Below are 23,164 nucleotides of genomic sequence, written 5' to 3'. Positions count from 1 at the left end.
CTTCCCTTAGTCTGTGAAGCGGCTCAGAGTCTGGCTAAGCTGGTCAGCTTTCTGGCGTGCCGCCACTAGCTCCTGCTCAATATTATCCAGATCTTCGGTGGAGGTTTCACGCGCCTTATCCAGTGCACGCTCTGCTTTAGTCACAGCCGCACGGGCCATAGCCGCGTCTATTTTTAGTTGCTTCAGATCGATTCCCTGCGCCGCCGCTTTCTCGTTTTGAACAGATTCATAAGCTTCCCAAGCCGACTTGGCCTCGGCGTGCAGGGCAGTCAGTCGCTCCAGTTCGGTACTGGCCAGGTCAAGATCACCCTCCCCGGCTTCGGCAGCATCAACTGCAGCCTGAGCTTTTTTCAGCTTGGTGCGCATGATGGACACCTGCTGTTTCAGCGCCTTGGGGTCTGGCTCTGATTGAACCTCTTCTACCCCACCTGCTGCCAGCCATACCTGACGCGCTTCCGCATATTTGCCTTTTAGCTTATCAACACCCGCTTCCATCTTGGCCACTGCCGGGCTATCTGCTGCACGTGCTGTTTGCAGGGCAGTTTCAGCTTTGGTCACCTTAGCCGCAGCCTGCTCCATATCGGATTTCAAGGCGGCCAAATCAGCACCATTGGCCGATGTAGCCACAGCAGCCTGATCATATTCAGCCTTGGCCGTCTGGAATTTCTGCTCCAGCTTGTCAACGCCTGCGCGCATTTTTTCCACCGCCGGGCTGCTATTGGCTTCTGCATCAGCCAACGCCTGGCGGGCTTTAGCAACTTTATCAGCCGCGCTGTTCATCGCCTGTTGTAATGCGTCAAGGTCAATCGACGGCGCTGCCGCACCAGACTCAGCCGCATCATAAGCCGCCTGTGTCTGAGTAACTTTCTCCGTCAGTTCGGCAACCCGCGTCTGTAATTCAGTCAGATCGGCATCACCGTTTTCCTGCGCCGTCAGCAGTGCTTTTTCTGCCTGCTTCAGCTTGGTTCTGGCCACTGCGGCAGCTGTCTTGAGTTGCTTACTGTCCAGCACTGGTGTTGCCGCGACACCCTGTTCGACTGCATCCAGGGCCGCTTGTGCAGCCGCAGATTTCTGCTCTAACTCAGACACGGTGCTGCGCAGCGCATCAACCCCTTCGAGACCCTTGTCTTGCGCATTTTTCAGCGCTTGCTGGGCTTTTTTCAGCTTGGTACGCGCCACGGCTGCCGCAGTTTTGAGCGTTTTGATATCAATCGCTGCAGCAGTATCTGGTGAGGCACTTTCGGCCTGACGCTCCAGCTTATCCTGCTTAACGGCCTGCATTTTGGCAGCTTCTTCTGCCCGCTGTTTGCGACGTGCCTCTTTCTCTGCCTTTTCCCGTTCCAGACGTTCCTGGCGTGCTTCAAACCGCAGTCGGGCATGATCAGCCTTGCGATGCTCGGCTTCCTCAGCGCGGATTTCAGCCTTGGCAAAACGGTAGTACTGCACCAGAGGAATATTGCTTGGGCAGACATATGAGCAGGCACCGCACTCAATACAGTCAAACAGGTTATGGTTCTTGGCTTTTTCGAACTCTTTACCCTTGGCAAACCAGTGCAGTTGCTGCGGCAACAGCTCCGCCGGACACACCTGTTCACACATACCACAGCGAATACAGGGGTTGGCCGGAGGTGCTGGCGGCATCTCATCGTAACTGGCAGCCAGTATACAGTTGGTTGTTTTGATCACCGGGATCTGATCATGTGGCACGGTAAAGCCCATCATCGGCCCCCCCATCACCAACCGATATAATTGATCTTGTTTCAGTTCTGCGGCACCCAGCAGGGTTGCAAACGGGGTCCCGATCCGGGCTTCCAGATTGTGTGGGTGTCCCAGAGCCTCGCCGGTCAGGGTAACCACGCGTGAAATCAGCGGGATACCATGATGAACAGCATCATGAATCGCTTTCGCTGTACCGACGTTCTGGCAAACAATACCAATATCTGCGGGAATCTTACCGCTAGGTACTTCGATCCCGGTCATTAATTTAATCAGCTGTTTTTCACCACCGGAGGGGTACACGGTAGGCACTGAATAAATAGCGATATCCAGCTTGCTGTCACGTACTGCCTTTTCGATCGCCCGCAGCGCCTGAGGTTTGTTGTCCTCGGTACCGATGATGATCCGGTGAGGCTTCAACAGGTGCGCCATAACCTCTATACCGCTGACAATTTCCGCTGCCCGTTCCCGGAGCAGCATGTCATCTGCCGTAATATATGGTTCACACTCCATGGCATTCAGGATCAGGGTGTTGACGATATGATCATCACCCAGATGCAATTTCACATCGGTGGGAAAACCTGCGCCACCCATGCCCGCAATGCCCTGATCGCGGATGTACTCAAGCAGAGCAGCCTTGCCGACCTTGCGATAATCCTCCAGCCCCTGATGATCAACCCACTCATCCAGACCATCGGTGCGAATAACAATACAGGGCGCTTCCATACCGGAAGTGTGTGGGATCGGTCGTGGTTCTATGGCTTCCACTACACCCGAACTGGAGGCATGCACGTTAACACTGATCCGGCCCATGGCCTCCGCGATCATTTGACCTTTCAGAACCCGTTCACCAACACTGACCACCGGTTCAGCCGGGGCACCAATATGCTGCGATAATGGGATGATCAAAAACTCTGGCACCGGCGCAATTTGGACCGTCAGGCCGGTTGACTGTTTTTTATTTTCCGGTGGATGAACGCCACCATGGAAGGCGAAATGGGTACGCATCAGGCCGTACCTCCCTGCAGATCACCCTGCCGGTCGGTGACAATCAATTGCACTCCGGGTGCGGGTAATTCCCATTTCCAGTCACTTAAACCACTGGCGACCGGCAGCATATCAATACAATCCACAGGACAGGGCTCAACACAGAGATCACAGCCCGTGCACTCCGCCTCAATAACGGTATGCATCTGTTTCGCCGCACCCAAAATCGCATCCACCGGGCAAGCCTGAATGCACTTGGTACAACCGATACATTCATCTTCCCGGATATACGCGACCATTTTTTCCGGTTCAGCCTCAGCACCGGCTTCCAGAGGTACCACTTCCACATCCAGCAGATCCGCCAATGCCTCAACTGTCCCCTGACCACCAGGCGGACATTTATTAATGGCATCACCACTGGCAATAGCTTCAGCGTAGGGGCGGCAGCCCGGATAACCACACTGACCGCACTGAGTTTGCGGCAACAGTCCGTCGATCTGTTCCACCAGCGGGTTGCCTTCAACCTTGAACTTTACCGCAGCAAAACCCAGCAGTAAGCCAAAGCAAACCGCTAAACCAGCCAGTGCGAGAACCGCAATAAGAATTATATCCACCCGTGCCCCCTAGAACTGAACCAGACCGGTAAAGCCCATAAAGGCCAGTGACATCAAACCAGCAGTCACCATACCGATGGCAGCACCCCGGAAAGGTACCGGCACGTCAGCTACAGCGATACGTTCACGGATAGAGGAGAACAGCACCAGCGCCAGAGAAAAGCCGACTGCGGCACCAAAACCATAAAAGATGGACTCAATGAAGCCATTCATCTTTTTGATATTCAGCAGGGCAACACCCAACACGGCACAGTTGGTGGTAATCAAAGGTAGAAAGATACCCAGCACTCGATACAGCAACGGGCTGGTTTTACGCACCACCATCTCGGTGAACTGCACCACCACCGCAATCACCAGGATAAAGGTGATGGTTTTCAGGTACTCCAGAGCCAGCGGCTGCAGCAGGTAGGTATAGGCCAGGTAACTGCATACAGAAGACAGCGTCAGCACAAACGTGGTGGCGGCAGACATCCCCATAGCGGTTTCCAGTTTATTGGATACGCCCATAAAGGGGCATAGTCCAAGAAACTGAACCAGTACGAAGTTGTTTACCAGCACAGTGCTGATAATGATCAGAAGATATTCCGTCATACTCTACGCGTTTCCAGAGCCGGGCGGCATGCCCGGCACCATATTAGCAATCCCTAAAGTCTACCAAGTCGCAGGCCGTTCCGGTATGGCAGTCAGTTGATCTGCCTCAAACCCAAGTCCGGCTTACAGCAGTGACTTCTGTTTCAGCAGCGCCAATGCGGCTTTAACCTGCTCGGCTGCAGACTGTTCAGAGTGCAACTGCAGGTCAGCGGCAGCTTCCAGAGAGATATTGACCAGACCCGGTACCGGCTGCTCAGTTTCCAGCAGCGTCAGCAGGCCCGCCTGATTCAGCAAAGCGGTCAGCGCCGGTAACTGGCCAGCAAATTGAGCAGTCTGCGCCAGATCATAAGCAACCGTTGCACGCCCCTGATCAAACAACGCAGCTTCCAAGCTGAACAGCAGCGTACGACGCTGTTGTGCATCGCCACCGGAAACCGTAATGCTGGCAGACGACTGACCCAGACGAATACTCCGCTCAGCGGCCGTAATACGGCTATCGCTGACAATGCTCATTTCGGCATCCAGCGCGTCACTCGGGTCATTTTCGATGATCATGCCCGCCGCCACAGTCGCGTTAGTCAGGCGATCCACAATAATCAGCGAGCCAGTGCCGTGGTGATGGCGATAGTCATCCGCCACTACAGCACGTTCCAAAGTAATTTCACAGCGGCCGATTTCATTCAGCGCAAGACTGTCCGCCGGAGACTGCTCCAGCGTATTCACATCGACCCGATGACGAATATTACTGATACCACCGGCAACCCGGGTGGTAGCCAATTTCACTTCGTACTGACGGCCTTTCTGGAACGGCTCTTCAGTCATCCATACGATCATGGCATCAAAGCGTTTTGTGGTTTCTGGTACGGAATTGCTATGCACCAGGACATCGCCACGGGAGATATCGATTTCATCTTCCAAGGTCAGTGTCACAGCCATCGGCGGGAAAGCTTCCGCAATCTCACCATCAAAGGTAACCACCGACTTCACTTTGCTCGACTTGCCGGATGGCAATACAGTCACGTCGTCGCCGGGACGCACGATACCGGAGGTCAGCGTGCCGCAGTAACCACGGAAATCCAGGTTCGGACGGTTAACGTACTGTACCGGGAAGCGCAGATCGTCAAAGTTATGGTCGTTGGCAATTTCGACATGTTCCAGCATGTCCATTAACGTCTGGCCTTTGTACCAAGACGTATGCTCGGACAAAGTCACCACGTTATCGCCTTTCAGGGCAGACAGAGGGACGAACTGGATGTCCGGCAGATCGAGCTGCTCGGAAAACGCCAGATAGTCAGCCTTAATCTGCTCATAACGTTCTTCACTGAAATCCACCAGGTCCATCTTATTGATGGCAACCACGGTGTGTTTGATACCCAGCAGTGAGACAATAAAACTGTGCCGCTTGGTTTGTACCTGAACACCGTGACGGGCATCAATCAGGATGATCGCCAGATCACAGGTTGAAGCACCGGTTGCCATATTACGGGTGTACTGTTCATGCCCCGGGGTGTCAGCAATGATAAATTTGCGCTTAGACGTAGAGAAGTAACGGTAGGCCACATCAATGGTAATACCCTGCTCGCGCTCTGCCTGCAGGCCATCCACCAACAATGCCAGATCCAGCTCTTCACCAGCATTACCGACTCGTTCATTATCCCGCTGCAGGGCGGCCAGCTGATCTTCATAGATCATCTTGGAGTCGTGCAGCAGACGACCAATCAGGGTGGATTTTCCATCGTCCACACTCCCGCAGGTCAAGAACCGCAGCAGCTCTTTGTTCTCGTGCTGTTTCAGATAAGCTTCAATATCTGTGGCAATCAGATCACTCTGGTGACTCATAATTCACGTGCTCTTTGCGCTATGCCGCTGCAGTAAAACAGCAGCAAAATTCTTTAATTTCGGCTAAACGGCCGCCAACTAACCCATTTCTTTAGAAAAATGAAAATCTAGAAGTAACCTTCCATCTTTTTCTTTTCCATCGAACCGGCGCTGTCATGATCGATGACACGACCCTGGCGCTCGGAGGTAGTCGTCAGCAACATTTCCTGAATAATTTCTGGCAGGGTCGCTGCCTCGGATTCCACTGCACCGGTCAGCGGGTAACAACCCAATGTACGGAAGCGCACATGCTTCATCGCCGGTTTTTCACCTTCTTGCATTGGCATCCGCTCATCATCAACCATGATCAGCACGCCATCACGCTCAACGACCGGGCGCACGGCAGAGTAATACAGCGGCACAATTGGGATGGATTCCAGGTAGATGTACTGCCAGATATCCAGCTCGGTCCAGTTAGACAGCGGGAAAACCCGAATACTTTCGCCCGGATCAACCCGAGTATTAAACACATTCCACAGTTCCGGGCGCTGGTTTTTTGGGTCCCAGCGATGGTTTTTATCACGGAAGGAGAACACCCGCTCCTTGGCGCGTGATTTTTCTTCATCTCGGCGCGCGCCACCAAAAGCAGCATCAAACTTGTACTTGTCCAATGCCTGCTTCAGCGACTGAGTCTTCATGATATCGGTATGCTTGGCAGAACCATGCACAAACGGGCTGATACCCATATCAACACCTTCCTGATTGATGTGCACAATCAGCTCCATGCCGGCTGCTTCAGCCATCTTGTCGCGGAAGGCAATCATCTCTTTAAACTTCCAGGTGGTGTCCACATGCATCAGCGGAAACGGCGGTGTCCCTGGCGCAAATGCTTTACGCGCAAGGTGCAGCATGACTGCGGAATCTTTACCGATGGAATACAGCATCACCGGGTTATCAAACTCAGCCGCCACTTCGCGGATAATATGAATACTCTCAGCTTCCAGCTGTTTCAGGTGCGTGAGGCGATGTTCAGGTAAATCACTCATCTGGATAACACTCTATTGCTAAATTGTTGCCGGCAGCATTCTGCACCATTAACCACGCGCAGGATAGAACTACCCGATTTTGCGGCGCATTATGGCAGCTAGCAGGATAAAACACAAAAGAATATATATTCACTTTTTAATTACTAAATGGAATAAAAAGTCATTATACTGCGCCACTATAAACAGACCATGTTTATTCGACAAAAAAGTTATAATAAAATTTCCAACTAGTATTTTGAGTTATATACAAACACCGCTATTATAGCGGCACTTATTTTCGGACAGATCCCTATGGAATTTGCATACAGTTTTGCTGGTCTGGTCGTTGGCTTTATTGTTGGCCTGACCGGCATCGGCGGCGGCGCATTAATGACGCCAATCCTGATTGTCGTGTTTGGCATTCCGCCCATCACTGCCGTCAGTACCGACCTGCTGTATGCCGCCATCACCAAGTGTGGCGGTACTTTTTCCTATGCCCGGAAAAAATTGGTGGAATGGAAGCTGGTACTATTATTACTGGCAGGCAGCCTACCCGGTTCACTGATCACGCTCCGCTACCTCAACGGTCTGGGCGGTCTCGAACAGATCGAGCACCTGATGAACCTGACGTTGGGTATATCGCTGGTACTGACCTCTGTGGCAGTCTTCCTGCGTTCGCGTATTCGCAACATGGCGATGAACTGGCAAGGCACGGCACTGGCCCGCAAAGTACGCATCTGCCGCCCCTACATCACTGCAATTATGGGGCTGGCACTGGGTGCAATGGTAACACTCTCCTCTGTAGGTGCAGGTGCGTTAGGCACCGCCCTGCTGATTTTGCTATACCCGCGCATGAGCATGCCTGCCATCGTGGGCACTGACCTGGTGCACGCCGTTGTGCTCACCGGTGTCGCCGGCGCCGGCCACTACCATATGGGCGGCGTCGATCTGAACCTGCTGCTGTTCCTGCTGATTGGTTCGCTGCCAGGCGTATTCTTTGGCAGCCATCTGGGCACACGCTTATCGCCACGGGTGATGCAGCCAATCATGGGATCTATTTTGTTAGCCATCGGCCTGCGCTTCGTTCTCGCAGGCTAATCCTAAACAATGTAAGGTGCGAAGCCGCAATGAGCTCCGCGGAAGGTATCTAAACTATGTATCAGTACAACGAAGTTGATCAATCACTGGTAGACCAGCGTGTTGAACAATTCCGAGACCAGACCCGACGTTTCCTGGCAGGTGAACTGCCAGAAGACGAATTTTTGGCCCTGCGTCTGATGAATGGCCTGTATATCCAGCGCCATGCTCCGATGCTGCGTGTAGCCGGGCCTTACGGCATGTACAACTCAAAACAGCTGCGTAAACTGGCGCACATTGCCCGCACCTATGACCGCGGCTATGGCCACTTTACCACCCGGACCAATATCCAGTTTAACTGGCCGGAACTGGAACAGGTGCCAGATATCCTGGCCGAGCTGGCATCAGTGCAGATGCACGCTATCCAGACGTCGGGCAACTGTATCCGTAATACCACCACGGACCAGTTTGCTGGCGTGATTGCCGATGAAATCGAAGATCCACGGCCTTACTGCGAAATTATCCGTCAGTGGTCATCGCTGCATCCGGAATTCGCGTATCTGCCGCGTAAATTCAAGATTGCCGTCTCTGCTGGCCCGACCGACCGCGCCGCCACCCAGGTCCACGATATCGGCCTGCATATGGTGCGCAATGACGCTGGCGCAGTGGGCTTTGAAGTCCTGGTGGGTGGCGGCCTCGGCCGTACCCCGGTAATCGGCAAACAGATTCGTCCATTCCTGCAGAAACAGGATCTACTGTCCTATCTGGAAGCGATTATCCGCGTCTATAACCTGAATGGTCGCCGCGACAACAAATACAAGGCCCGTATTAAAATACTGGTTCAAGCCATGGGTATTGATACCTTCCGCGAACTGGTAGATGCCGAGTGGGAACAGATTCGCGACAGCGACTTGAAACTGCCACAATCCGAAATTGACCGGGTCAAAGCCTTCTTTACCCCGTTTGATTACGACGCCACTGCCGCCGCCGATACTGGCCTGGAACAGCAGCTGGCTGACGACAGCGATTTCCGTGTCTGGTATCAGCACAATACCGTTGAACACAAGGTAGCCGGTTACCGGATTGCCTATATCAGCCTGAAGCCATACCTGAAACCCGCTGGCGACATCACCGCTGAGCAGCTGGATCTGGTGGCAGAAATGGCCGACCGGTACAGTTTTGGTGAAGTCCGCGCTACCCATAACCAGAATCTGGTTTTGGCTGACGTCAAAACATCAGAACTGTACGCGGTATGGCAGACTCTGGCAGCCAACGGCCTGGCACGTCCTAACATTGGCACCCTAACCGACATGACCGTCTGCCCGGGTGGTGACTTCTGCGCGCTGGCAAACGCCAAAACGCTGGGCATTGCCGATCAGATCAACATGAAGTTCGAAAATATGGACTACGTGCATGATCTGGGCGAAATCAAACTCAACATGTCCGGCTGCATCAACGCCTGCTCGCACCACCACGTTGGCCATATCGGCATTCTGGGTGTCGATAAAAAAGGCGAAGACTGGTACCAGATCACCCTGGGTGGCGACGACGGTTCCGACGCGGCGCTGGGCAAAGTCATCGGCAAATCAGTTCCGGCTGAAGACGTTGCCGATACGCTGGAAAAAATTCTGCATGTATATGTTGATCAACGCATTGAAGGTGAACGTTTTATCGACACCTTCCACCGGATCGGCATCGAACCATTCAAGGAGTATGTCTATGCCGCTGCTGCTTAATAAAGAAGTTGTCACTGACAACTGGACCCTGATTGACGCAGACACTGCAGACCAAACAGGTGATGTGATTGTGCCGCTGGCACTCTACGTGGAACAGCGCGAGCAGTTTGATGCCCGCGATACCGGCGTAGCGCTACAACTGAATGGCGATGACGACCTGAACAGCATTTTGTCTGATATTGATCGTTTCCCGATGATCGCCATCGATTTCCCGGCGTTTCGCGATGGCCGTGGTTTCAGTATCGCTCGCCTGCTTAAACGCCAGGGTTACCGTGGCCAGCTTCGTGCCACCGGTGATATTGGTCGCGACCAGCTCGACCACCTGGCACGTTGCGGTTTTGATGCCCTGGACCTGAATGACGACAAGTTTTCTGCTGACGCCATCAACGCGTTTGCTGAAGTAAGCGTTCGCTATCAGGGTGCCGCTGACGAAACTAAACCGGTTTACCTGCAGTAATTGTGGAGACAGGACGATGAGCGACAACCTGACACCCGAACTACAAGCCAAAGTCGAAGCCATCAGCGCACTGCTGCAGAAGGCGGTTAAAACCTATAACGGCGAACTGGTTTTTGCCAACAGCCTGGGCGCGGAAGACGTTGTAATTGCCGACCTGATCAGCAAATACAGCCCGCAGATTGCAAACTTTGTGCTGGATACCGGCCGGTTACCGGAAGAAACCCTCAACCTGCTGGCCAACATGCGCGACACCTACCCTAACCTGACAGTGAAGGTGTATTACCCTGAAGCCGCAGATGTAGAAGCCTATGTCGCCGAAAACGGCATCAACGCCTTCTACGAATCTCAGGAGCTGCGCAAGGGCTGCTGTTTTGTCCGCAAGATCAAACCTCTGAAGCGCGCCCTGTCCGGCCAGCAAGCCTGGATCACCGGCCTGCGTCGCGAACAGTCCGTCACCCGTGACGAGATCCAGTTCGAAGAGTGGGATGAAGGCAATAACATGCACAAGCTCAACCCACTGGCTGACTGGTCAGAAAAAGAGGTCTGGGCGTATATCAAAGCGGAAAACGTGCCCTACAATGCCCTGCATGATCAGCATTACCCCAGCATTGGCTGCGCACCCTGCACCCGCTCTGTCACCCTGGGCGAAGATGTTCGTTCTGGCCGGTGGTGGTGGGAGAATCCGGAAAGCAAAGAGTGCGGCCTGCATCCGGCCACACCGCTGAATATCAAGTAAACACCTTACAAAAACGCCGGAAGCTTTTCCGGCGTTATATTCACGTTTACACCCGCCTACTCAATAATAAACCCCCTGAACGCCCTACCCTCAGGCTTCAGTCTGAAAGACGACACGCGCTTTCTCGGTATTTTTAACCACCACAGTACCTGAAAGCTTGTCGTGCCACCCCTGTTTCTTTCGGTCAATACCCACCCAGATAATGCCCAGAAACAGAGGCAAAATAGCAACGAAATACCCAAAATAACGCCCGATCAACTGACCTTTCGATGCTGCCTGCCCAGTTTGAGCATCAACAATCTTCAACCGCAGTGCCATTTTTCCTGGCGTTGCAGCCTTGTAAACCCAGAATAAAATAACCACCACCGCCGGCAATATATAATTTAACAAAGCATCCCAAAAACCGAGCAACATCTGACCACTGGTCCAGTACGCCTCTCCATATATAAAACTGACCAAAGGTAAAATAATGATCAACATCAGCAAAGTATCAATCAAAGATGCGCCAACCCTGATCCAAAAACCCGCATATTCCAGACCGTTCATGTATGCCTCCTGTGTGCAAAAGTCCCAATAGAGACGATAGGCCTCCACCGGGTCAAAAATCCTTTTTAAATCGCGCTTTAACCAATTACGTTATATGTCGTTGTTTTTTAGCCAACCACTTATCCAGATAACCGGCAAACGCCTTGCGGTCGCTCTGACTCAATGCCGGTGGGCCACCGGTCTGCACACCACTGCTGCGCAGCGTGTCCATAAAATCGCGGATATTCAACCGAGCTTTGATGTTCTCTCGGGTATACATCTCCCCACGGGGGCTTAATGCCTGTGCCCCCTTGGTCAGCACCTCATCCGCCAGCGGAATATCACTGGTAATCACCAGATCATCCTGCCCAACCCGCTGCACAATTTCATTATCCGCCACATCAAAACCCGGCATCACCCGCACGGAAGCGATAAATTTAGAAGGCGGTGTTTTGATATATTGATTAGCCACCAGCGTCAGCGTAGTTTCAGTGCGCTCCGCCGCCCGGAACAGGATCTCTTTAATCACCACAGGACAAGCGTCAGCGTCTACCCAGATTTGCAAAATTCGGCACCTTTAATATGTAAAAACCAGAGCAACCACAATGATACAGATTTTTCGGAGCAACGCTTAGAGCCGCAGCGAACATCGTTCCTTCTGACATACATCAGGCACGTATGTGCGGATAACCAAATTAAGTGGCTGGCACCCTGCATAGGATGACCCTCTTCCAAGTAGAAGAGTACAGGACCATTAAAATCAATTTTCGGGATGGATGAACAGCCCTAATGATCGATTAACGATCGCTACAGAGAGGTTAGCAACGCCTTGCTCAGCGGAAAACGACGAGCGCGAGCGAGTTGGTTTTCCGATGCAGCAAATTGTTAGGTTTATTATTCATAAAGCTCCAGATATTCAGGAGGAATGATAATCTCGTTGAATACCCCATTAAAACCGAGCATTAAAGTTGCAGATATTAATACGCCAATAATGATAATTGAATAGGTTAGTTTTGTACGCATTGGATCAGTGATTGAATTTCGACTTAACCAATAAAAGGCAGATGCTATATGGATAAATATAGCGACGACAGCTAAAAAGTAATAAGGAATAAAATATAGATGGAACGGCGCTGTATAAAACCCAGCAATGCCATAGTAAATATTAGTATCTAACTCTGCGATATACCTACCGAATAGAACTGCACCAACATGATTTAGAAAAAAGTAGGCTAAGTATAAACCTGATATAGCTTGGGCTTTTTCAAGAAAACCTGAACGTTGCCCTCTGCGCCGCCATACAAAATAAATGCCACTGCATACTTGAAATAAAACGCAAATAAGTAAGACGATTTCAGCTACAGGGTTACGATAAATTACACGAAAGGCCTCCATGAAATCGATATGTTGTTGAGTGCCGCTTAAAATACATAAATGGTTAATAAGGTGAACAAGAACAAATGAACCAATTATAAGAGCGGAGATTTTGTGGAATTTGTGAAGCATCTATTTTCCCTGTGATGTTTGTAACCTAATGCCGTAACTCACCGGCGGCAAAAAGCAGAGCGAGAAATGAGTGACGCTTTTTGCCGTCCGAGTGCATTGGCTTTGTTAAAGGCTTATTTCATGGGGCTCCTGTCCGGCATTTCATCCAGCAATTTTTGTAGCCAAAGGGAGAAGGAGTCCGGCGCACTTACCTCCGGGTGAGATTGATACAGCGCTGCTGCACGACGATATTCCTCAAGCTGTCTTATCTCGATCAATATCTGGGGAAAGCGTTTCACCTGCTGTTGTGATGTGGCGAATATCAGGTTTGATGGATCCACGCGCCCAAGCGTGATGGCAGTACTGACCCGACGACTGCATCGGCAAGCATTGTCTGAATTGATTAGCCCACATTGAGTCGTCATAAACGAGAGGATATTCGCTCGCGCACGGGAAAGCCGCTTTCGAAAGGTGGCGGGCGTTATTTCAAGCGCTTCGGCCGACTGGATGTGGTCAAGCTCCATGATCTCACCCAAGATATAGGCCAGGCGGTGTTTGCGATCGAGGCATTGCAGCATTGCCAGAGTGCAACCAATCTTCACTTCCTCCAACAAAAGATTTTGCTCGACATCGTCTTCAACGCTCAATGGGGAATCAGACAATCCTTGGGCCAAGTCATCCGCGAACTGTTCGAAGCTCAGCGATTGTTGCTCCATGCGTTTTTTCCGCAGCGTAAGCAAGGCATTGCACGCAACACGATAGACCCATGTTCGGAAGCCGCTTTCGCCCCGGAAACTGTCTAAGCTGGTAATAACTCGAATGAGAATTTCCTGGCTGGCATCCTCCGCGTCCTGTGGATGCCACAGAAAACGGAGCGCCAAATTGTAAATATCCTGCTGCACTGTGCGAACCACAGACTCAAGCGCAACAGGATCTCCAGACCTGGCATGAGCAACCTCATGCTCAAGGGTGTGTGAAATACCAGAATCTGTGTTCTCATCCATGACGTTCAAGTATCCGCTTCAGGTTTTGGAGTTCTTCTGCAAGGATGCGAGACTGCTCTTTCAGTGTGCCTTCAAGTTGCTCAAGTGGCACTGGCGGTGGTGTTAATACGAAGCTGTAAACGCAATTCTCCGTGTCGAGCTCTACGACCCGGGAAAACGCTGTTGCAACACTGCCATCGGGAAAGGTCATAAACCAGTCCACAGTCCCATGATCTTCTGATGACCGTACGAGGAGATCAATCTCTATCTCGCCATTCGGCGTTCGCATCACAGCCCTTCCGTCTGTAACTGATGCAAATGCATTCGTCCACTGCGGTAAGTGCATAGGGTCTGCAATGTAAGAAAAAGCTATTTTCTGGGTGGTATGCAAATCAACGCCCTGCACATCAAACTTCTTCATAATCTTATTTCCTCTCATGTCTGGTTGGGACTCGAAAATCTCGGGCTCCATATCCTTAGACTTTCTGAGAGGGCTCGATGTGACAAAACGGCCCCTTGAGGTGATTGGCTGGCCGTCTAACGCCTACATCAGTGGACCGCCGGAGCAGAGCCTGTTTTGTGCAATAATGGCCGGAGGCCATGCACAAAACAGGCGGCGCGTAGGTGGTTCCACTGCATGTTATTGTTAGGCATTTATTGCTTATACGCCGATGCATCATGCATCTGTATTACTTGGTCATGAACGATCGTAAACCAATTTGATTGGCGGATCATTCCACCAAAGCCGTTTCTACCTCTATAATCACAGCCAACGAGCCATCCGCTTTCGATGTGATACACCTTTGTGCAGCCGTCTATGTCTATACTATCTGGATCATTTGCGATTCTTTTAAGATAACGCTCTACGGCATAATAAGACCCATCCCATGCACTTTGTGTAGGAGCCTCACCAAATTTCGCAACGCGTGCCTCGCGTTCTTTCTTGAGTCTTTCTTGCTCTCTCTTCTCTTTTTTAATTTTTTCACTTAATTTCTGTGAGTAGTAATCTAGTTTTTTCTGGTAAGTTGCATTGTCGGGATTCAGTTGAACTAACCGTTGATACAGATTTTTATTTTCTGCGAATTCTGAGCCGGGTACTGTTTTTAGCTTGGCGACAAGTTCTTTTGTTTTTGATTCTCGCTGCGCCTTCTCTCTTGCCTCTTTCTCTGCTTTTTTAATTTCGTCAAGCGCCGCTTTTGCTTGCCCGTGTATTTCGTTAAGATCAGCGTCATTGGCTGGCAAATATTTGCTTGTTTGACTAACAACAACTTGATAGCTCTTTTCAGATAATGCTAATAAAGCCGAAGCCAATATTTCCTCTTTATGACTGTTGAAGTAATCAATATTATCTTGGCGGGCTTTAGCTATATTTTGCGCTTGCTCTTCGGCCTTCTGAGCCTCCAGCTCAGCAGCTTTCTTTTGCTCTGATTGGCCTACAAATATTCCGAACGCGGTAAAGAGAATAAATATTGAAATTGCTCTTGCTTTCAGTGGGTATTCTTTATTGGTTTTTGCAAATACAGCATTCCTTACTGGCGGCAACAAAAGTAAAGATATTGCAATAAGACAAAAGCCTGCCAAGGGAGATTCAATTAGAAATAAGAGGCCACTAAGACCAAGAAGCACCCCAAATACCCAGTTCAAAGTTAAATATACATATTTCATTTTTTCTCCTTGGTGGCACGAACTCTCGTGATGCCTAACGCTTAAGGTAAGGGGACGACAAAGCGCAGCTTAGGCGTTCCCGCGGAGGTACAAGTACCGGAGTGAACTTGACCTCTTTGTTATGTGTTTAATCAATTTTTATAACCGTTTTCCCATTGGTTTTTTTGTAATTAACATTTTATATGGGTAATTATTTCCTATGAGCCTAAATATATCGACTATATCGAATAAACTTATTAAATATATACAAGAGTTTTTCTTGTAGTCAGAGCAAAATAAAAAACCTATAAGATTTTTTCCATTAGGTAGAAATGGAATGAAATGATGACTATGTATAAATTGGTTACATAGCTGAAAAATTGTAATGTCAGATTCTTGCGCATTAATGAAGTTGTAATTTGAGGGTTTATAGTCGGCCATTATTGACTCAGGATTACCAATGCTTGGAAATTCTTTGATCCTATAATTCTTGTTTTTTAATGAGTCTGAAATTTTATTGGATTCAATTAGCTTTCTTACAGAATAAAAACCTATGAAAATTTCTTTCTCAATTGTGTAGAAGTTTTTATCGCCCCATCTTGTTTGGACAAGTCTAAGTTCGAGCCTATCTGCAAGTTTCAGTAAATCTTCTTTCCAGTAGTGTGATTCGTAGATCATGGTTTCATTTCAAGGTTGACACATAACGCCGGTAGCAAAGGCGAGCGTTAGCGAGTCCAGCCCGCGTCTTTTGCGGGCGATTTTGCCTACCCTTGTTAGGCATGCTATTCACCTAGCTCAAGCTGAATAGACTCAAGTGATTCGGCACTAATGTGTGTCACACAAGAAAATGCTTTTGTTTGTAACTCTTCCAGTCTCGAATGTAATCTCTGAACTCTCTCTAAATTGTCTTTTGAATACTTTCTTCGTTTCAGGGTTTTCAAATTTAGGTTAATAATAAAGATGGAAGACATTACTCCAGACATTGCAGCACTAATGGCCACTCCGGAATCCCCTCGTATAGCGTGCCACCCATGTTCAAACATTGTTACACCATATTCCATGAGGCTTAATGAGGTCTCGGCAACTTCGAATGTGTAATCAGTTGCAACCTGCAGTAGATCTAGAGATTCTCTCGCATACTTAGATTTTTCATTAGTATCTGTGGACTTATCCCTCGATACCCTGAGGCTTACTACCTTTTCAAAATCCTTGGCGTCTTTTTCAAAAAGATTTTTAAGTCGAGGCTCTATTTCACTTGTAACTTTCTCTGAGATAAATGAAAACTCTCGATGAGATTGAGAGCATTCATCTTTCCTAAGGCTTATGTCGCAAACTGTAATTATCATTTTTGATGCCAGAAGCCCCAGAAGTGCAGCAGCACTACCAGAACCAGGCGAAGCTCTTCCTGCACCAAAATCATTCAGCAGTTGATTGGCCGGCCTTGCCAGTATCTCTTGCCCCTGAACAGCTTCTATTACTTGTTGCTCCAAAATTACATCCTATGTTTGATACTGATTCTGCCTAACGCCTAGCTTAGTGGAAGGCGCGCAGCGACGATCCGCTACAGCTACTTGTTATGTATGATTTTCCCTTCATGTTCCTATTCCTTATTTAAACGTTTTGTTTCTTTATACAAGTAGAGTATGCAATCAATTATGAAATAGATAACTATTAGAATTACAGCAGCCAATAAAATAACTACACTCATTCTGGTCTCAGAATCTGCATCCCCTAGGAAGTCGAAAAAGAAGTAAAGCACGGCAATGAGCAGTGGCAGCCTTATTAACGCCTGAAACCAAAATTTTGCAGAAAATTTATAAGACATAACGCCGCCGTAACGGGCCGAAGCCGCGTAGCGGCGAAGGTCCGAGCCCAGCGCAGCTGGGCTGATCGTTGACGGCCTTGTTAAGCTGATTCTTCACTGAATGCCCTCTTCGCTTTTCTTCTGACACTCTCAATTAGGGTAATGCCTACCAAGCTTGGGAAAAAAGCAGTAAATAAACCGATACCAAAAGGAACGCCTGATATACTTCCTGCCGTACCGAATAACACTATATATAGCAGCCATGCAAAAGATAAAAAATAGATAGAACTACTAATGTAAATGAAAAATTTCCCCACACTAAGCATTCCGCTTTTATAACCGAGCGGAATTCTAGGCATCAAATATCTTTTATTTTTCCAGCAAATTGAGTAATAAATTGCGAAAAGAGGCAGTGGTAAAAGCAAGGCCACAGGAATACCGCTTAGTAGTTTATATACAATAAACATTGAAGCAAACCACGACGAAACCGTAATGGTAATAAAGTAGCAGAAGTTTTCTATCACCCCCTCGCCTCGAGGGTCATAAAGGTAGTCATCGTTGCTATCCATAGCTCACCTTTAGCTTAACGCCGTAATCACCCGACCCGAAAGCGGAGCATTTTTAGGTTATAAAGCAGCGCGAGCGGAATGGAAACTAAAAATGCGTAGTTTTTGGGTTCGGAGTGGATTACTTTGTTAGCCATTGTTTATTTCTGTTGACCTTATGCTTGCCCTATGCCAAAACCCGCCCTGAAATGTACGACCAAGCCAGAAAAAAGATATGCAAGCGAAAATACTTAAGAATATTACCGAACAGTAAAATAGATTCATACCTGAATTGCTATTCAGGTCAGGAAGTGAGTACCACACCAGCACCGCCCATAGCAGCGCAATGTATAGACTAATTAATTGGTTTATTTTTGATACTGACAGGGGCGATGGACCAGTTAGTAAGTGCCGTGCATGTTCACACACTCCACTTGGTTTTCCTCTAGTTAATACGACCTTGTAGAGTGGCCCAGAGGTTTCATTCTCTAACATATCTACGTGCTTCTCCCAGTTTTCTTGCCAATGCTTGCTCCCACGATTAACACAGAACCATGCTACGGAAAAGACAAAGCCAACACATGACAACACTACTGAAAGATCTGTCTTATTGGTGATTGAAGATGCTTGTACAGCAATAAAACCAGCCAATACGGCACCGATAAAAGTCCAAAAATATGCAGCTCTTTTCCAATAGAGTTCTACTTCAAACTTACGCGTATCTAATGCACGCTCGAGCGCCTTTTCTCTCTTTTTTTCGTCAGAAAGAAAATCTTCTTTGTATTGCTCTTGCGTATATTTAGATTCTGGCATCATTCTTCCTGATGGCTAACGCCCAAAGCAGCCGCGCAGAATGCGTCGGATGCCTTTTCTTGTTATACATCAAGCCACTGAAATGCATAGCTTGATGCAATTAATGTAACCATACAAATAGCAGCAAACACCCAAGACTTAATGAATAATTCATATGAAGTAGCCTGTTTGGTTGCTATCTGATATTCAAGACTCCCTTTCTCAAGATGAAGGTCAATTTCCTGCCTAGTTAGCAGAATAAGAAGAGGTAGCGAAGCGCCATACTTTTTATGAAATCTCTTATTGGCGGCATTCCTGACAATGGTTTGTCCCTTGAGAATATGAAACATACATACAGCCATTGACAGAAAACCACATGCTATAGCTAAAAAAAGTATGTAAGTGAAAGTAGTTCTCAAAAATTCCATTTCTGCAGGTATTCCTTTGGTGTATAACCCTGGAGCTGTGCTGCCGAAAGGAGCGCAGCGTATTGAGGTCAGAACTAGCGAGTTGTTATGAGCGGATTATTTGGAACTGAAATCGAGCGATCGCCGATTAAAAGCGTTGAGTGGTACACCCCGGCGTGGGTGTTCGACGAGCTCGGCCTGCAGTTCGATCTGGACCCGTCCAGCCCTCACGACATGGTTACGGCGGTACCGGCCGCGACCAAGTACACCGTATTCGATGACGGGCTGAGCAAGCCATGGTACGGCCGGGTGTGGCTCAATCCTCCATATGGTAAAGAGACCCCGCAATGGATGAACCGCATGATTGCCCACGGCAATGGGGTGGCGCTGGTATTCAGCCGGACAGATGCCAGTTGGTGCCAGGCAGCCATGAGATCCGCGACGGCGATGCTGTTTGTTCAGGGCCGGATCGACTTCGTGCCGGGGCGAGAGAACCAGCACAAAAAGAGCAGAAGCGGTGCCGGTACCGTGATGTTTGCATGGGGCGACGAGTGCGCATCAGCACTGGAACGAATGAGCGATCGCGGAATGTATATCCGGGTGAGCTCATAACATTTTAATAACGAGCCAGCGCGTTTTGCTGCCATCGAAAAAAACACAAACAACTGTAACAATCTGAATTTAAATAGCTTTTAGACAACACCGTCATTTTCTTCCGCTAAAAACGAGCATGCGCGTTTTGATGAGCGACTGTGCGCATAAGCTCGCACAGTCAAATCCCTAAGTGCCTAATATCTAATCAATTTATAAAAAACGCAAGGATAGAAACGCGCCATGGGAGGCATTGAAATGCGCGCATAAATTGGACTTATCCAGATATACTGTATATATATACAGTTTTTAGTGTCATTTTATACACAGGATGTGGGCACCTGTCAGCAACCCATTTAGTTTTACCCGTAAGCCGACACCTTCACTGGTCACGCTGCCATGCTTCATATTCGACCGGACTCAGGTAAGTTAAACTTGAGCAGAGTCGAATCTAATTATAGAAATGCTGCATATATGCAGCCAAATCCAAAGCTGGCACCCTTATTCCCCTTCTGCGCAGCCGAGGCCTGGAAGTGACAAGCGATTCAAGACAGAACTGTTTGAGGCCGCAGGCCGAATTTTTCGCCCGCGCTTGTTACTGAAGCCCGCAGGGACGTTGGCGTAGCCAATCCAGCAGCAGGGCGACTGGGGATTGTTAAGGGGCTTGCCGCCAATCCCCTTAACACGCCGTGAGGCGTGAACAAAGTGAGAATAACATCCGGCAACGCGAGTCCAAAACTGCGCTACGTCAGCAAGGTCAAAGATCAGCCAAGGGATTCACCTCCCAGGGCGACGCAAAAAACGCCTCCACAAACGCCACTGGCACCTCAGTCAATGAGCCAAACCGCCATTGCGGCTTATTATCCTTATCCACTAACAGGGCCCTGACCCCTTCAGCAAAATCACCCTGCCGACAGATCTGTACTGACAACGCCAGTTCAGCCTGAAACACTGATTTTAGTGACAGATGACGGCAGCGTGCCAACTGTTGTTGAATCAGCCGCATAGCCAGCGGACTGCCATGCTGTATCGTTTGCAACGCCCGCTGCAGCCAGGCATCGTCACTCGCCAGGTCCTCAAGTTTTTCTCGCAATACACAGGGATCTAAGTCGTGCATCAGTTGTTGTATCAGGCCAAAATGCTGTAATACATTGGAGGTCAACGGCAGGTCCGGATAAGGCATCCGCGCTACATGGGCCAACACCTGGCTGACGACCGCATGATTGCTGTGCTGATCCCAGTCGGCCTGTTGCAGATGATGAATCAGGTTATCCAGGTGGGCACTGTCCATATAATGGTCAGCCAGCCCCAGCAACAGGGCATCAGCGGCATTCAGCCGACTGCCGGTTAATGCCAGAAACAAGCCTACCTGCCCCGGCATATGATTGAGAAACCAGCTACCACCCACATCCGGATATAGGCCTATGGTGACTTCTGGCATGGCTAACATAGATCGTTCGGTGACTACACGATGGCTGCTGCCATTCATCAATCCCATGCCGCCACCCATGACAATGCCACTGCCCCAGCAGATGACAGGTTTAGGGAACGTATGCAGGGTGTAGTCCAGGCGGTACTCCGCGCTGAAATAGGTTTCCGGTAGCTGCTGGTCGCCGCGCCGGATCGCATGACAGAGTTCAACCACATCCCCACCGGCACAAAACGCCTTTTCCCCACTCCCCTGCAACAGCACCACTTTGACCTGCGGATCGTTTCTGGCGGCATCCAGGCGCGGCTGAATACGCTGAATCATCGCTAAACTGAGCGCGTTAAGCGTGCGCGGCGCATTTAACACCACCTGAAGTGCGATGCCGCCCTGGCGTAATGGCAGCTCATTAAAAAGTACAGGGACGGTCTGGGCGCTGGTTTCGGTCACACCTGGCTCCTTGGCTGTTAAACGGAAAGCAAAATTTTCAATTCACTATTTTAGGGGCAGTTTGGCGAACAAATCCGCCCTACTTTCTGGGTATGCATCCAGCCTGCTGTTAAACTAGCAGCATACGTTTTTTTTGCGCCCGGAGTACTTCCTCGTGGATTATTTACCTCTATTTTTCAAACTGACCGAACAGCCTGTTTTACTGGTTGGCGGTGGTGCAGTTGCTCTGCGCAAAGCCCGCCTGCTGTGCCGCGCCGGTGCCCGGATCAGTGTGGTCTCTCATCAGGTGTGCGATGAGTTGCAAAACCTACTGGACGAATCCGCAGGCCAGAGCATTATCGGGGAATACCATAGCGGATTGCTGGAAGATAAAATTCTGGTGATCGCGGCGACAGATGACGACCAGCTTAATGAACGGGTACATTATGATGCGGTTGAACATGGCATCCCGGTGAATGTGGTGGACAACCCTCGACTGTGTACCTTTGTCTTCCCGGCGATTGTTGACCGCTCACCGATTGTTATTGGCATCTCATCCGGCGGCAGTGCGCCGGTACTGGCACGTTTACTTCGTGCCCGGCTGGAAACCTGGATTCCACGCTCTTACAGCCGACTGGCAGAAATCGCGCAGCAATTCCGTAATCAGGTAAAAGCCCGTTTTAGCAGCCTTAATCAGCGCCGTATGTTCTGGGAATCAGTGTTACAGGGACAGGTCGCAGAGAAGGTATTTGCCGGTCGGGATCAGGAAGCGATTGCGCTGATCGAAGACAAGCTGAAGCACGAAAACCCCGAACACCAGATAGGCGAAGTCTACCTGATCGGTGGCGGTCCGGGTGATCCAGAGCTTCTGACATTTAAAGCTCTGCGACTGATGCAGCAAGCCGACATCGTGCTCTACGATGCGTTGGTGTCAGATGCCGTATTGGACCTGTGCCGCCGGGATGCCGACCTGGTATTTGTCGGCAAAAAGCGTGATAACCATGCCGTACCGCAAGAGGGTATTAATGCCCTGCTGGTGCAGCATGCGCTGGAGGGTAAGCGGGTTGTACGACTGAAAGGCGGCGATCCCTTTATCTTTGGTCGCGGCGGCGAGGAACTGGAAAGCCTCAAGCAACACAACATTCCGTTTCAGGTCGTGCCGGGTATCACCGCAGCCAGTGCCTGCTCAACCTACGCCGGGATTCCTCTGACCCACCGTAACTATGCTCAATCAGTTAAATTTATTACCGGTCAGCTGAAAAACCGCAGCTCCGATCTCAACTTTAACGAATTGGTACACCCTAATCAGACATTGGTGTTCTATATGGGACTGCACAGTTTGCCGCACCTCTGTGAGGAGATGATTAAGCATGGCAAACCGGGTAGTACTCCTGCCGCCATCGTTTCCCGCGGTACTGCATTGGATCAGAAAGTCCTCACCGCCACTCTGGAAACCCTGCCGGCACTTCAGGCAGAGGCACAACTGCCCGCGCCAGCGCTGATCATCATCGGCGAAGTGGTTGCCCTGCATGACAACCTGAGCTGGTTTGGTGAAGAGGTATTGGCACAAAACCTGACACCGGTAAAAGCAGGCCACTAACCATAATTTTTCAGTCGACCAGATCACCGCAATGCAACAAAAACAGCAGCCTGATATGGTCGACCGAAGTTGTCCCCAATACCTGTGGATAAAACAGTGGATATTATTGGGGTAGATGGCTGTAAGCCCCATCAAACGGTACTTCGTCACAAATTGTCGAAATTGCACACACTCGA

22 protein-coding genes are annotated in these 23,164 nt (G+C 49.7%); 6 read left to right on the top strand and 16 right to left on the bottom strand.

Annotated features, from left to right (window positions below; genetic code table 11):
- Positions 1-6 precede the first annotated feature (6 nt).
- From rsxC to cysD, 5 genes are all read right to left on the bottom strand, one after another.
- Entirely contained in the window at positions 7-2,724 is a 2,718-nt protein-coding gene (rsxC, locus tag ACFVYJ_RS00355; RefSeq protein ID WP_419414188.1) for an electron transport complex subunit RsxC, read from the bottom strand.
- Positions 2,724-3,317 (bottom strand): electron transport complex subunit RsxB, encoded by a 594-nt coding sequence (gene rsxB / locus ACFVYJ_RS00350; protein ID WP_419414187.1) that lies wholly within the window; start codon positions 3,315-3,317, stop codon positions 2,724-2,726. Before rsxB ends, rsxC begins: the two co-directional genes overlap by 1 nt.
- Positions 3,318-3,326: 9 nt before the next feature.
- On the bottom strand, positions 3,327-3,908 hold the full coding sequence (gene rsxA / locus ACFVYJ_RS00345; protein WP_419414186.1) for an electron transport complex subunit RsxA: 582 nt from the start codon (positions 3,906-3,908) through the stop codon (positions 3,327-3,329).
- 123 nt (positions 3,909-4,031) lie between these two features.
- The gene (cysN, locus tag ACFVYJ_RS00340; RefSeq protein WP_419414185.1) at positions 4,032-5,747 is read right to left on the bottom strand and encodes a sulfate adenylyltransferase subunit CysN; all 1,716 of its coding nucleotides are present in this window, start codon (positions 5,745-5,747) and stop codon (positions 4,032-4,034) included.
- 107 nt (positions 5,748-5,854) lie between these two features.
- Positions 5,855-6,772 carry a sulfate adenylyltransferase subunit CysD gene (gene cysD, locus ACFVYJ_RS00335; RefSeq protein ID WP_419414184.1) on the bottom strand — a complete coding sequence of 306 codons (918 nt, stop codon included), beginning with the start codon at positions 6,770-6,772 and terminating at the stop codon, positions 5,855-5,857.
- Positions 6,773-7,063: 291 nt separating this feature from the next.
- On the opposite strand from cysD, the gene ACFVYJ_RS00330 reads away from it, so the two are divergent.
- The 4 genes from ACFVYJ_RS00330 to ACFVYJ_RS00315 are packed head-to-tail and all read left to right on the top strand — an operon-like array spanning position 7,064 to position 10,757.
- A complete protein-coding gene (locus ACFVYJ_RS00330) occupies positions 7,064-7,849 on the top strand; it encodes a sulfite exporter TauE/SafE family protein (protein ID WP_419414183.1) in 786 nt (261 codons plus the stop codon).
- Positions 7,850-7,905: 56 nt separating this feature from the next.
- On the top strand, positions 7,906-9,564 hold the full coding sequence (locus tag ACFVYJ_RS00325) for a nitrite/sulfite reductase (RefSeq protein ID WP_419414182.1): 1,659 nt from the start codon (positions 7,906-7,908) through the stop codon (positions 9,562-9,564).
- Entirely contained in the window at positions 9,548-10,021 is a 474-nt protein-coding gene (locus ACFVYJ_RS00320) for a DUF934 domain-containing protein (RefSeq protein WP_419414181.1), read from the top strand. The genes ACFVYJ_RS00325 and ACFVYJ_RS00320 overlap by 17 nt, the downstream gene beginning before the upstream one ends.
- Positions 10,022-10,037: 16 nt before the next feature.
- Positions 10,038-10,757 carry a phosphoadenylyl-sulfate reductase gene (locus ACFVYJ_RS00315; RefSeq protein WP_419414180.1) on the top strand — a complete coding sequence of 240 codons (720 nt, stop codon included), beginning with the start codon at positions 10,038-10,040 and terminating at the stop codon, positions 10,755-10,757.
- Positions 10,758-10,847: 90 nt separating this feature from the next.
- Here the strand turns inward: ACFVYJ_RS00315 and ACFVYJ_RS00310 are convergent, their stop codons facing one another.
- The 10 genes from ACFVYJ_RS00310 to ACFVYJ_RS00265 form a co-directional block, all read right to left on the bottom strand.
- Entirely contained in the window at positions 10,848-11,303 is a 456-nt protein-coding gene (locus ACFVYJ_RS00310; RefSeq protein WP_419414179.1) for an RDD family protein, read from the bottom strand.
- Positions 11,304-11,388: 85 nt separating this feature from the next.
- Entirely contained in the window at positions 11,389-11,847 is a 459-nt protein-coding gene (locus ACFVYJ_RS00305) for a YaiI/YqxD family protein (RefSeq protein ID WP_419414178.1), read from the bottom strand.
- A gap of 329 nt (positions 11,848-12,176) precedes the next feature.
- Positions 12,177-12,788, bottom strand: coding sequence for a hypothetical protein (locus ACFVYJ_RS00300; RefSeq protein WP_419414177.1), 612 nt, complete (start codon positions 12,786-12,788; stop codon positions 12,177-12,179).
- Between the two features lie 113 nt (positions 12,789-12,901).
- Positions 12,902-13,771 (bottom strand): RNA polymerase sigma factor, encoded by an 870-nt coding sequence (locus ACFVYJ_RS00295; protein WP_419414176.1) that lies wholly within the window; start codon positions 13,769-13,771, stop codon positions 12,902-12,904.
- Complete coding sequence (locus tag ACFVYJ_RS00290; RefSeq protein ID WP_419414175.1) at positions 13,764-14,171, bottom strand: hypothetical protein; 408 nt, start codon at positions 14,169-14,171, stop codon at positions 13,764-13,766. Before ACFVYJ_RS00290 ends, ACFVYJ_RS00295 begins: the two co-directional genes overlap by 8 nt.
- A gap of 233 nt (positions 14,172-14,404) precedes the next feature.
- Positions 14,405-15,415 (bottom strand): hypothetical protein, encoded by a 1,011-nt coding sequence (locus ACFVYJ_RS00285; protein ID WP_419414174.1) that lies wholly within the window; start codon positions 15,413-15,415, stop codon positions 14,405-14,407.
- Positions 15,416-16,176: 761 nt separating this feature from the next.
- On the bottom strand, positions 16,177-16,884 hold the full coding sequence (locus tag ACFVYJ_RS00280; RefSeq protein ID WP_419414173.1) for a cyclodeaminase/cyclohydrolase family protein: 708 nt from the start codon (positions 16,882-16,884) through the stop codon (positions 16,177-16,179).
- Positions 16,885-17,299: 415 nt separating this feature from the next.
- Positions 17,300-17,767 (bottom strand): hypothetical protein, encoded by a 468-nt coding sequence (locus ACFVYJ_RS00275; protein WP_419414172.1) that lies wholly within the window; start codon positions 17,765-17,767, stop codon positions 17,300-17,302.
- 126 nt (positions 17,768-17,893) lie between these two features.
- Positions 17,894-18,556 carry a RipA family octameric membrane protein gene (locus ACFVYJ_RS00270; RefSeq protein ID WP_419414171.1) on the bottom strand — a complete coding sequence of 221 codons (663 nt, stop codon included), beginning with the start codon at positions 18,554-18,556 and terminating at the stop codon, positions 17,894-17,896.
- Positions 18,557-18,618: 62 nt separating this feature from the next.
- Positions 18,619-18,963 (bottom strand): hypothetical protein, encoded by a 345-nt coding sequence (locus tag ACFVYJ_RS00265; RefSeq protein WP_463254702.1) that lies wholly within the window; start codon positions 18,961-18,963, stop codon positions 18,619-18,621.
- A gap of 87 nt (positions 18,964-19,050) precedes the next feature.
- Here ACFVYJ_RS00265 and ACFVYJ_RS00260 point away from each other — a divergent pair, with 87 nt between their 5' ends.
- The gene (locus tag ACFVYJ_RS00260; RefSeq protein ID WP_419414169.1) at positions 19,051-19,554 is read left to right on the top strand and encodes a DNA N-6-adenine-methyltransferase; all 504 of its coding nucleotides are present in this window, start codon (positions 19,051-19,053) and stop codon (positions 19,552-19,554) included.
- 736 nt (positions 19,555-20,290) lie between these two features.
- Here the strand turns inward: ACFVYJ_RS00260 and ACFVYJ_RS00255 are convergent.
- Positions 20,291-21,409, bottom strand: a complete 1,119-nt coding sequence (locus tag ACFVYJ_RS00255) for an enoyl-CoA hydratase/isomerase family protein (protein ID WP_419414168.1) — start codon at positions 21,407-21,409, stop codon at positions 20,291-20,293.
- 154 nt (positions 21,410-21,563) lie between these two features.
- Between ACFVYJ_RS00255 and cysG the strand changes: the two genes are divergently transcribed.
- Positions 21,564-22,988 carry a siroheme synthase CysG gene (gene cysG / locus ACFVYJ_RS00250; RefSeq protein WP_419414167.1) on the top strand — a complete coding sequence of 475 codons (1,425 nt, stop codon included), beginning with the start codon at positions 21,564-21,566 and terminating at the stop codon, positions 22,986-22,988.
- Positions 22,989-23,164: the final 176 nt, after the last annotated feature.

Source organism: Pontibacter sp. JAM-7 (assembly GCF_048548695.2).
Classification (GTDB): Bacteria; Pseudomonadota; Gammaproteobacteria; order Pseudomonadales; family Balneatricaceae; genus Neptuniibacter.
Note: the sequence above shows the minus strand (reverse complement) of the source record. Positions and strands in the feature narration are given on the sequence as shown.